Source organism: Collinsella aerofaciens ATCC 25986, from assembly GCF_964259375.1.
Classification (GTDB): Bacteria; Actinomycetota; Coriobacteriia; order Coriobacteriales; family Coriobacteriaceae; genus Collinsella; species Collinsella aerofaciens_BO.
Genome location: NZ_CAXVJM010000017.1, coordinates 38,445 through 48,603, shown reverse-complemented (window position 1 = coordinate 48,603; position 10,159 = coordinate 38,445). Strand labels below are relative to the sequence as shown.

10 protein-coding genes and 1 tRNA gene are annotated in these 10,159 nt (G+C 59.1%); all 11 read left to right on the top strand.

The features are described from left to right. Positions 1 to 190: 190 nt before the first annotated feature. Positions 191 to 268: transfer RNA gene (locus ACEXKH_RS08145), tRNA-Asp, on the top strand. Positions 269 to 611: 343 nt separating this feature from the next. Continuing rightward, positions 612 to 1,097: an RrF2 family transcriptional regulator gene (locus ACEXKH_RS08140; protein WP_099432564.1), complete on the top strand. Its 486-nt coding sequence runs from the start codon at positions 612 to 614 to the stop codon at positions 1,095 to 1,097. 21 nt (positions 1,098 to 1,118) lie between these two features. Then, positions 1,119 to 2,024 (top strand): adenine glycosylase, encoded by a 906-nt coding sequence (locus tag ACEXKH_RS08135; RefSeq protein WP_373573737.1) that lies wholly within the window; start codon positions 1,119 to 1,121, stop codon positions 2,022 to 2,024. A gap of 114 nt (positions 2,025 to 2,138) precedes the next feature. Beyond that, entirely contained in the window at positions 2,139 to 2,678 is a 540-nt protein-coding gene (gene rbr / locus ACEXKH_RS08130; RefSeq protein ID WP_373573736.1) for a rubrerythrin, read from the top strand. Positions 2,679 to 3,115: 437 nt separating this feature from the next. Then, positions 3,116 to 3,538, top strand: a complete 423-nt coding sequence (locus tag ACEXKH_RS08125) for a hypothetical protein (protein WP_373573735.1) — start codon at positions 3,116 to 3,118, stop codon at positions 3,536 to 3,538. 123 nt (positions 3,539 to 3,661) lie between these two features. Continuing rightward, on the top strand, positions 3,662 to 4,204 hold the full coding sequence (locus ACEXKH_RS08120) for a DUF6036 family nucleotidyltransferase (protein ID WP_373573734.1): 543 nt from the start codon (positions 3,662 to 3,664) through the stop codon (positions 4,202 to 4,204). Further along, complete coding sequence (locus ACEXKH_RS08115) at positions 4,188 to 4,751, top strand: hypothetical protein (protein ID WP_373573733.1); 564 nt, start codon at positions 4,188 to 4,190, stop codon at positions 4,749 to 4,751. The genes ACEXKH_RS08120 and ACEXKH_RS08115 overlap by 17 nt, the downstream gene beginning before the upstream one ends. A gap of 51 nt (positions 4,752 to 4,802) precedes the next feature. Beyond that, positions 4,803 to 6,158: a DNA recombination protein RmuC gene (locus ACEXKH_RS08110; protein ID WP_373573732.1), complete on the top strand. Its 1,356-nt coding sequence runs from the start codon at positions 4,803 to 4,805 to the stop codon at positions 6,156 to 6,158. A 126-nt stretch (positions 6,159 to 6,284) separates the two neighbouring features. Next, entirely contained in the window at positions 6,285 to 8,087 is a 1,803-nt protein-coding gene (locus ACEXKH_RS08105) for an ABC transporter ATP-binding protein (RefSeq protein ID WP_373573731.1), read from the top strand. Positions 8,088 to 8,150: 63 nt separating this feature from the next. Then, positions 8,151 to 8,816, top strand: coding sequence for an endonuclease III (nth, locus tag ACEXKH_RS08100; RefSeq protein ID WP_373573730.1), 666 nt, complete (start codon positions 8,151 to 8,153; stop codon positions 8,814 to 8,816). A gap of 156 nt (positions 8,817 to 8,972) precedes the next feature. Then, positions 8,973 to 10,159, top strand: a 1,187-nt coding sequence (locus ACEXKH_RS08095) for an InlB B-repeat-containing protein (protein WP_373573729.1), incomplete at its 3' end; no start/stop codon positions are given.

Sequence of the window (10,159 nt, the reverse complement as noted above, 5' to 3'; positions counted from 1 at the left end):
CGGATTCGCGCCTCAGGACTCAGCGCAACGCGTTGCGCTGAGTCCTGAGGCTGTTGCAATGAAAATGAGAATCAAGGCTCCCGGATGGCCCCAAAAATTTTTTCAAAAAAGTTGTTGCGCGCCGGACAGACTTCTGTGTATACTAATCCCCGCAGCGCACGCGAGCGGAAACAAACGCGAACGACTGCCTGGGGAGTTAGCTCAGTTTGGTTAGAGCGCCGGCCTGTCACGTCGGAGGTCGCGGGTTCGAGCCCCGTACTTCCCGCCAACGCAATTAAAGCCACGTCTTCGGACGTGGCTTTTTGCGTTTGATAGGACCTCGATCCCATTGGCCCCTTTCGCCCAAAAGCAAATCCTTCCAATTCCCGGACAAGCTCCGTTTGAGACATATGTTCAAACAAGGCGTTTGTTGCGCAACACCAGTTCAACGAAGCAGGGGGTTAGGTTATACTGAATTGCACTGTGGGCCGTTTTTGATGCAAGAGGCTTCAAACACGGCATTCAGTGGGCACCCGTTTTGCTATCTGGGCGTCCATACGGTCATTGGTGTCTCGACGTAAGCTCGGCCCCGGAGCTCGTTCGAGCTGTTCCTATTCCTTGAAAGGGGAAAAATGGACATATCGAGGAAGACTGATTACGCCCTTCGCATGCTCGCGATGCTTGCCGAGGACCCGGAGCGTCTGCTTTCTGTTCGCACCGCCGCCGAAGAGGTCAATGTTCCGTATTCGTTTGCCCGTTCGATCCAGCATGGTTTGGTTCAGGCCGGTATTGTGGAGAGCCTGCGTGGCGTCCATGGCGGCATGCGTCTTAAGGTCAGCCCCGACGATGTCACCATCCGCCAGGTCGTTGAGGCCGTTCAGGGCCCCATGGTCATGAACGATTGCACCGCGCCCGATGGCGACTGTGCGCGCATGGGCACGTGCTGCTATCATCCCCTGTGGGCCGGAGCTCAAGCGCTGATGCGCGACTACCTCGATTCCGTTTCGCTGGGCGATATCGTTGCTCACCGCCAGTTCCCGGCCGTCGATTCCAAGTTCGCCGACCGCGATGCGTTTCCTGAGTACGCCACCTGTGCGTGCGCTTGCCGGGAGGAATAGCGCCGCATAAGGAGCATAGCCATGATTCAGGACCCCTTTCGTTCGATGATTCGTTCGGAAGGGGTCCTGCGTTATCGCGACCTTCCGTGGCGTCGCACGCGCGACCCGTACATTATTTGGCTTTCTGAGGTTATGCTGCAGCAAACGCAGGTGCCGCGTGTGGAGACGCGTATGCCCGCGTGGCTCGATCGATTTCCAACCGTGCAGGCGCTTGCCCAGGCCGCGCCTTCCGATGTTTTGGACGCTTGGCAGGGGATGGGCTACAACCGACGCGCCCTGGCGCTCCACAAGGCCGCTCAGCGCGTTGTAGAGGACTGGGACGGGGAGTTTCCACGTGAGACGCGCGACTTGGTCGCCCTGCCCGGTATTGGTCCGGCGACGGCGCAGGGCATCCGGTCGTTTGCGTTCGATCTACCGGGTGTGTATCTGGAGACCAACGTGCGCACGGTCTTTCTGCATCATTTCTTTCCCGATGTGCCGGCCGTTCCCGATCGCGAGCTGGTGCCGCTGATTCAGGCCGCCTGTCCGGCGGCTCCCGGCGCGACGGCGGATGAGATCGCTCCCTTTGCCGTGCCGCTCGATGATGCCGACACACCGCGCGCATGGTATTACGCGCTGCTGGATTATGGCGCGTATCTTAAGAAGACGCTGCCCAATCCGTCCAGGCGCTCGGCGAGCTATAGCCGTCAGTCCAAGTTTGAGGGCTCGCGCCGTCAAAAGCGCGCCCATATTGTGCGCATGCTGCTGGCTGCGCGCGATGGACGGCCGGCGGGCATCACACTCGCCGAGGCCGTGGCGGGTGTCAACGAAATGGAGGCGGCGGCAGGCCGCGAGCCGGTCGATCACGATCTTGTCGCAGGCATTTTGGCCGACTTGGAGCGTGAGGGCTTTTGCCGCGTGGAGGGCGACCGCTGGCTAAGCGTGTAGCCCATCCGAATCTGAAGAACAGGATTGTAAGGTTTAGATTTTCGACATGAGGGCATCCTAAAGACAAGGCCGCCCGAAGCCTACGGGCGGCATGTGTTGAAGGGAAGTACACCTATGGATTTTGAGAACTCTCAGACCAAGAAGAACCTCGAGGCCGCTTTTGCCGGTGAGTCCCAGGCGCACACCAAGTATCGCTACTACGCATCTAAGGCCAAGAAGGATGGTTACGTTCAGATCTCGAATATCTTTGCCGAGACCGCAGGCAACGAGTCCGAGCACGCCAAGTTGTGGTTTAAGTATCTGCACGACGGCGCCGTTCCCGACACCCTGGACAACTTGCGTGATGCCGCTGCGGGAGAGAACTACGAGTGGACCATGATGTACGACGAGTTCGCCAAGACCGCCGAGGAGGAGGGCTTTACCGAGATCGCCGAGAAGTTCCGTGGCGTCGGTGCTGTCGAGAAGGCTCACGAGGAGCGCTACAACAAGCTCGTCGAGCGCATTGAGTCGGGCGAGGTGTTTGAGCGCGAGGGCGTGAAGGTGTGGAAGTGCCTGAACTGCGGGCACCTTCATGTGGGCGCCGAGGCGCCCGAGGTGTGCCCGGTTTGTAACCACCCGAAGGCGTACTTTGAGGAGCAAGTGGTGAACTACTAGCGCCGATACGAACGCGGACTGCGGAACGCAGGGCGGGGAAACCTTTCCCTCTCGCTCACGGCTTCGCAGGGTCGCGCGAGGCAAAGGTTTCCCCGCCCCGCGCTCCGGCGTTGAGTCGTCGCATACTCGTTACAGAAAAGCTGATAATAAGTTTGTGTGCCGCCCCTTTGGGGCGGCACTTTTTGTGTGGGGTCCCGGTCTACACAATTTCCGTCAAGTTTTTGGTTAGGTTTTGGTCGGTTGGCCCAAGGGCGGAAGGGCAAAAGATCATTCCATAAAAAAGCTCATAGAAAGTGCTGGTAGGGGAGTTGTTGAGGTTTTCGACAGCTTTTGGGCAAAAGAAACTTTGTGGCTATTGCCGGCGATTGCGTTGTCGCGGTCATGGTGGTGCGGGATGCTGGTCGTAAGCGTCGAATGCTCCGATTTTGGAGGCCAGCATGGACCTGTTTCTTGAGACCCCGCAGCAACAAGCCGAGCGCATGTTGCGCCAACAGCAACGGCTTATGGAGATGCAAATGCAAGGGGCGGCCGTCCAGCCTCCTGCGCAAAATGCCACGCCTGCGGTTTCGCCTGCGGGCGGATCGGCGCCAGAGAACTATTCCGTACAACAAGATTCATATGCGCAGGAGCTTGCGTTTGACAAGCGCCGCACACGTCACCGCCGCGTGGGCCAGCGCCTGCGCACGTTAGCGATGATTGTGCTCATTCCGTTAGGACTTGCGGCGATTTTCCTGGTCTCGTATGCGCTCACCTGCATTCTCAACGGCGCTTCGCCCAATGAGGTGCTTCAGCACTTGGCAGCTCTCGGCCAGCGCCTAGGCGATGTCGTAGCAACCGTCCGTGCCGGCTGGGAGAGTTAGCGTTTGTCACATTAGGACTTCTAGGGTGTAGGGATTCTCGCCACGAGTAGGATTCTTGCATCCTGTGGGTCCTGTCGTGCGACTGAATAGTATTATTGAAAATGAATAATAATAGGATTTGCTATGTATAAGCAGGATTTAGAGCAGACTCTTTTGGATATTGACGAAGAGGCGGAGCTGGAAATAGGTCCAAGAGACGATAGGCCGAGCGTTGTATTGGTGGGAGGAAGCGCCTTCATGCTAAACGATGTGACGAATCGGTCGGTTACACATGACATTGATGTGTTTGAGGCAGACAGGTGCCTCCGCGAGATCATAGCTCGATACCCCGAGGTGAATGGCATGGCGGTGGCATATTGCAACCAGATGCCATTCAATTACGAAGATCGTTTGATTCCCTTGGATATTGGGGCGCGTTTTATCAGGTACTTTACGCCATCCTTGGAGGATCTGGCGGTAATGAAGCTCTATGCCTACCGTCCGAACGACATCGTCGATCTTCATAGTCAGGTATTCGTCGACCGACTTGATTGGGATCTGCTTGAACGGCTTATATTCGACGAGGGAGAAGCGCTGGCGTCGTCGCCTTCGGAGCGAAGCTATCAAGAGATGGTCTGTGCATACAGGCAATACAAAAGGAGGTGCTCGGTTGAATCTGACCTTTGAGGGATTCTTAAAAGGCTATTGCCGAGAGCTATCCGGACAGCAGTCGCTGAGTTTTAGAAAACTGGTTGAGCAGGCGACGACGGTTGCGCCGCGCGTGGCGGAGCCTCTGTTTTTGCTCGCTTTGGCGCAAGGAAAAGCCGAATACGTTCTGGGTTTATCCGAGGGCTCGTGGATGGAAGAGGATTACCGAGGCGTTTTGTCTTTGTACGATCAAGCGGGTGGCATGGCGTCTCTATGCGCCAAAAGCGAGCTCCCTAACCGTTATGCCAACGTTTGGCGTGCGTATAGAGCGGTGAAGGAAAAGCCAGTGGCGGATAGAAGGATCAACGCCCTGATGCGAAAAAGAACATTGGGAGCGCTAGGGGAATCGGGCATAACGCGCTACGGTCTCTGCCGCGATTTGAATCTGAATAAGGGAAACGTGTACGCATACTTAGCCGGCGATGACTCAAAGGTGAGCAGGGAGACGGCGCGCCGCATTATGGAATATGCGGAAGAGAGAAGCACCCAAGAAGGGGCCGGGCGTCCAGTGCGTGTGGCGGGGTAAGATTGATTGCGGTTTTGATTGGTGATCGATTGAGTTTGTTGGGCGGAATCTATGTCTGCTATTGATATTGCGCTTGTTGTGATTGCCTTGGTGGCGGTGGGAGTTGCTGTGGTTTGCGCCCTGCAGCTTAAAGGCCTTCGTGCCGAGTTGCGAGAGCGTGGCGGCAGCGACGCGGAGACGCTCGCGGCGCTCGAGCAGGCCAACAACGCGCTCGACACCCTGAACGTCGCGCTGGCAGAAACCCGTCGCACGGCAAACGCCATCGCGCAGCAGCAGACGACCGACGCCGCTGTGGAGCAGCAGCGCTACCTGACCATCGCGCGTGAGTTCTCGCAGGCTGGCGACCGTATGGATGACCTGCGCCGCGAGACGGCCCAACAGCTCGGCGCCAACCGCGAGGGCATCGAGCACCGCCTGGACAAGGTGCGCGAGACGGTCGACGCCCAGCTGGGCGCCATTCGCAAGGACAACAACGTGCAGCTCGATCAGATGCGCGCGACGGTGGACGAGAAGCTTTCCCGTACGCTCAACGATCGTCTGTCCGCATCGTTTAAGCAAGTGAGCGACCAGCTCGAGGCCGTGTACAAGGGCCTGGGCGATATGCAATCTATCGCCACCGGCGTGGGCGACCTTAAGCGCGTGCTGGGCAATGTGAAGGCGCGCGGCATTTTGGGCGAGGTACAGCTGGGCGCGATCCTGGCGGACATCCTTACGCCCGACCAGTATCTGGAAAACGTTGCCACCAAGCCCGGCGCCTCGGAGCGCGTTGAGTTTGCCGTCAAGCTGCCGGTAGACGAGGGCGATCCCGTGCTGCTGCCGATCGACTCCAAATTCCCGGGCGACGCGTACGAGCATCTGCTCGACGCCCAGGAGTCGGGCGACGCGGAGGCCGTTGCCGCTGCGCGCAAGACGCTCGATATGATGGTGAAACGCGAGGCCAAGGACATTTGCGAGAAGTACCTGAGCGTGCCCGCGACGACCAATTTTGGCATCATGTTCGTGCCGTTTGAGGGCCTGTATGCCGAGGTCGTCAGTCGCCCCGGGCTTATCGAGACCCTGGGCCGCGACTATCACGTCAACGTTGCCGGCCCCAGCACCATGGCCGCCATCCTCAACAGCCTGCAGATGAGCTACCAGACGTTTAGGCTGCAAAAACGCACCGATGACGTGCTGCGCGTGCTTTCCGCCGTCAAGGCTGAGCTGCCGCGCTATCAGGCGGCGTTGCGTCGCGCGCAGCAGCAGATCGAGACCGCGGGCAAGACGGTCGAGGGCATTATCACCACGCGCACCAACGTTATGGAGCGTAAGCTCAAGGACATCGACGCGCTGGAGGACGCGCGGGAGGCCGACGAGATCTTGGGGCTCACATCCGCGGAGCTGCTCGCAGACCAAGAGGACGAGGACTAGTTGCAACAGGCGGCGGGGCACCAGCGCGGACGCGGGCGCTTCGCCGCTTTTCGCATCGTGCTTGCCTGAAGTGCGCTTTAGTGTGCAACAATGGCGTTTCGCCCTATCAGACGTGAAAGGAAGCCCATGTCTCAGAGAAGCACCAGCCCGCTCAAGCGCTCCACCGTGCGCCGCACGTTGCAGCGTTTTTGGGATGTCACGCGCACGCAGCCGCTGATCGTCTTTCTCTCGGTATTCTCGTCGGCGGGCTATATCTTTTTGCTTACGTTTGCCAACACCTACGTGATGGCGCTTATCGTCGACCGCGTCCAGGCCGGCCCCGTGGCAGGCGACCAGGTGTTTGAGGTCTTTGGTCCTTACATTTTGGCGCTCGTGCTCGTTAACCTGGTAGGCCAGATCCTCTCCAAGCTGCAGGACTACACCGTCTACAAGCTCGAGATTGCGGGCAACTATCACCTGGCGCGCCTGTGCTTTGACACGCTCTCCAATCAATCCATGACGTTCCACACCAGCCGCTTTGGCGGATCGCTTGTGAGCCAGACGAGCCGTTTTATGAGCGGCTACACGGGTCTGGTGGACGTAACGGTGTATTCGCTCATCCCCACCATCACCTCGGTCGTCTGCACGGTGGCGGCGCTCGCCCCGGTGGTGCCGACGTTTACCGTGATCCTGGTGGGCATCATGGTCGTCTACATTGCGTTTGTCTGGCTTATGTACAAGCGCATCATGCCGCTTTCGGCCGCGACGTCCGCCGCGCAGAACAAGCTGTCGGGTGTGCTGTCCGACGCGGTCACGAACATCCTGGCCGTCAAGACCTGTGGGCGCGAGGACTTTGAGCGCGACCTGTTCGATGCCGCCGACCGCGCCGCGCGCGACGCCGAGACGGTTTCGATGCACGCCATGATGCAGCGCAACTTTACGACCTCGGGCCTTATCGTCATCACCATGGCCGTGGTGAGTGTGTTCGTCGCGGGCGGCAGCGCGTGGTTTGGCATCTCTGCCGGCGCGCTCGTCATGATCTTTACCTATACGTACAACCTCACCATGCGTCTGAACTACGTAAGCTCCATGATGCAGCGCATCAACCGCGCGCTGGGCGATGCGGCCGAGATGACGCGCGTGCTGGACGAGCCGCGTCTGGTGGCAGACGACGAGAATGCCCCCGAGCTCAAGGTGCGCGAGGGCGCGATTGATTTTGAGCACCTGAGCTTTGCATACCGTGACGCCGCGGCGGGCGAGAGCGTGTTTCACGACCTGACGCTCCATGTGGCGGCGGGCCAGCGCGTGGGCCTGGTGGGCAAATCGGGCTCGGGCAAGACGACGCTCACCAAGCTGTTGCTGCGCCTGGACGACGTGCAGGGCGGCCGCGTGCTCGTGGACGGCCAGGACGTCTCGCGCTGCACGCAGCAGAGCCTGCGCCGCCAGGTTGCCTACGTGCCGCAGGAGGCGCTGCTGTTCCACCGCTCCATTCGCGAGAATATCGCCTACGGCCGCCCTGACGCCACCGACGAGCAGATTCGCGAGGCTGCGCGCCTGGCCAACGCGATTGAGTTTATCGACCGCTTACCCCATGGCTTTGACACCATGGTGGGCGAGCGCGGCGTTAAGCTTTCGGGTGGTCAGCGCCAGCGCGTGGCCATCGCCCGTGCCATCCTCACCGACGCGCCGATTCTGGTGCTCGACGAGGCGACCTCTGCCCTGGACAGTGAGTCCGAGGCGCTGGTGCAGGAAGCACTCGAGAACCTGATGCGTGGGCGCACCTCCATTGTGGTGGCGCATCGCCTGTCCACCGTGGCGGCGCTCGATCGCATCGTGGTGTTGGCCGACGGCGAGATTGTCGAAGATGGCACGCATGCTCAGCTCGTCGAGGCGGACGGCGAATACGCAAGCCTGTGGAGCCGCCAGACCGGCGCATTTTTGGAGGCTTAAGGCCCCCGTACGTGGGACAATCGTTTTCGTGAAGTTATGTTTCTGCCGAGCCGAGGAGTCGTTATGCCACGCGAGACCAATGCCGCCAAACGCGAGCGCGCCATCGAGGTGTGCGAGCGCCTTAACCGTCGCTATGGCCCGGTCGAGTGCTTCTTGGACCACGAGAATCCCTTTAGGCTGCTCATCGCGGTACTGCTCTCGGCTCAAACGACCGACGCGCAAGTCAACAAGGTGACGCCGCGGCTGTTTGCCCAGTGGCCCACGCCCGAGGCCATGGCCGGGGCGAGTGTTGCCGACGTGGCGGACACGATCAAGTCGCTCGGCTTCTACAAGAGCAAGGCCAAACACGCCGTGGAAGCGGCGCAGATGATCGTTGCCGATTACGGCGGCGAGGTGCCGGCCGACATGAAGGAGCTTGTAAAACTGCCGGGCGTGGGGCGCAAGACGGCGAACATCGTGCTCAACGTGGGGTATGGCATCGTGGAAGGCATCGCGGTGGATACGCACGTCAACCGCATCGCGCACCGCCTGATGCTGAGTCCCAAGACGCATGCCAAAGAGCCGCTCAAGACCGAGCAAGATCTGCTCAAGATCTTGCCGCACGAGTATTGGGAGTCGGTCAACCACCAGTGGATTACCTTTGGTCGCGAGATTTGCGATGCCCGTAAGCCCAAGTGCGACGAGTGCCCGCTGGCCGACCTTTGCCCCAGCGTACGGGTGGTGCAATAGCTTTTTGCAAACTTTTTTGCAAAAAAGTCTCAAACCTTAGATATAGCTTGGTTGCGCAACCTTTTAAGGATTTTCTCGGCTTAAATCAATCATGCAATTCAAATGTCTTCTTCTGCGAAGTGGTCGCGAAGAAGCAAGTCGGGAAAGGACGACCACATGAATAGGAAGCTTAACGCTGCTATCACAGCCGGTCTGAGCTTGAGTATGGTGCTCAGCTCCACGCCGGTTGCTGCTATCGCGGCGGAGACTACTCAGAACACGAGCGAGGGGGCTACTGCTGCAGCCTCTACTGGTGTTAAGACCGTTACTTTTGTAGCGGAAAATGGCGGCGGCGCTTTCGCGGACGGAAGCATCGTTATGCGCATTCAGACTAACGATAAGGGCGTATGCTCTATGCCGGAGTCTCCCGTGCGCGATGGCTATGTGTTTGGCGGCTGGTATTATGACAACACTTGCACGCATGCCGTAGATTTTTCTCAGCCTCTTCTGAGCGACGCTAGCAATTTTGTTGTTCTGTTCGCCAAGTGGACTGAGGCTCCCTCGAATGTGCTCGATGTGACCTACTCTGCCAATGGCGGTCAGTTTGCCGACGGCAACAACGTCATGCTGGGTCAGACTGACAGCAATGGCATTGCTCGTCAGCCGCTTGCTCCTACGCGCGACGGCTATGTGTTTGCCGGTTGGTATTATCACAGCGACGGAACCGACCAGGTTGACTTCAACCAGCCGATCGTCGGTGGCGGCGACCATGTGACCCTTTTCGCCGCTTGGACGCCTGTGAAGCAGAACAAGACTGTCGAAATCCTCTACGTTGCCAATGGCGGCACGTTCTTCGATGGCAACGAAACTATGCAGGGTGTAACCGATACCGACGGTATTGCACGTCTGCCGCTTCAGCCGACCCGCGAGGGCTATGACTTCCTTGGTTGGTCGTACGATCGCGACGGAAATGACCCCGTCGACTTCACGAAGGCCATCGTTGCGGGCAGCGGCCACGCGACTGTTTATGCCCAGTGGAAGCAGAACAACGAGAAGACGGTTCTCTATGTTGCCAATGGTGGCGTTTTCGCCGATGGCAATGAGACCATGGAGGGTGTTACCGACAGCGACGGCGTTGCCCGCCAGCCCCTGGCCCCGACCCGCGAGGGCTATACCTTTACTGGCTGGACCTACGATGCTGCCGGCACCGAGCCTGTCGACTTCACCAAGCCCATTCAGGGTGGCGGTCAGCATGCTACGTTCTTCGCTCAGTGGGCAGAGCTTGCTAACAACGAGAAGGACGTTCTCTATGTCGCCAACGGCGGTGTTTTCGCTGATGGCAACGAAGTCCTGCAGGGCGTGAC

Excerpts from the sequence above, each read along its gene's own strand:
- nth (WP_373573730.1), top strand. The coding sequence starts at position 8,151 with ATGCCACGCGAGACCAATGCCGCCAAACGCGAGCGCGCCATCGAGGTG.
- ACEXKH_RS08120 (WP_373573734.1), top strand. The coding sequence starts at position 3,662 with ATGTATAAGCAGGATTTAGAGCAGACTCTTTTGGATATTGACGAAGAG.
- ACEXKH_RS08125 (WP_373573735.1), top strand. The coding sequence starts at position 3,116 with ATGGACCTGTTTCTTGAGACCCCGCAGCAACAAGCCGAGCGCATGTTG.
- ACEXKH_RS08110 (WP_373573732.1), top strand. The coding sequence starts at position 4,803 with ATGTCTGCTATTGATATTGCGCTTGTTGTGATTGCCTTGGTGGCGGTG.
- ACEXKH_RS08140 (WP_099432564.1), top strand. The coding sequence starts at position 612 with ATGGACATATCGAGGAAGACTGATTACGCCCTTCGCATGCTCGCGATG.
- ACEXKH_RS08105 (WP_373573731.1), top strand. The coding sequence starts at position 6,285 with ATGTCTCAGAGAAGCACCAGCCCGCTCAAGCGCTCCACCGTGCGCCGC.
- ACEXKH_RS08135 (WP_373573737.1), top strand. The coding sequence starts at position 1,119 with ATGATTCAGGACCCCTTTCGTTCGATGATTCGTTCGGAAGGGGTCCTG.
- rbr (WP_373573736.1), top strand. The coding sequence starts at position 2,139 with ATGGATTTTGAGAACTCTCAGACCAAGAAGAACCTCGAGGCCGCTTTT.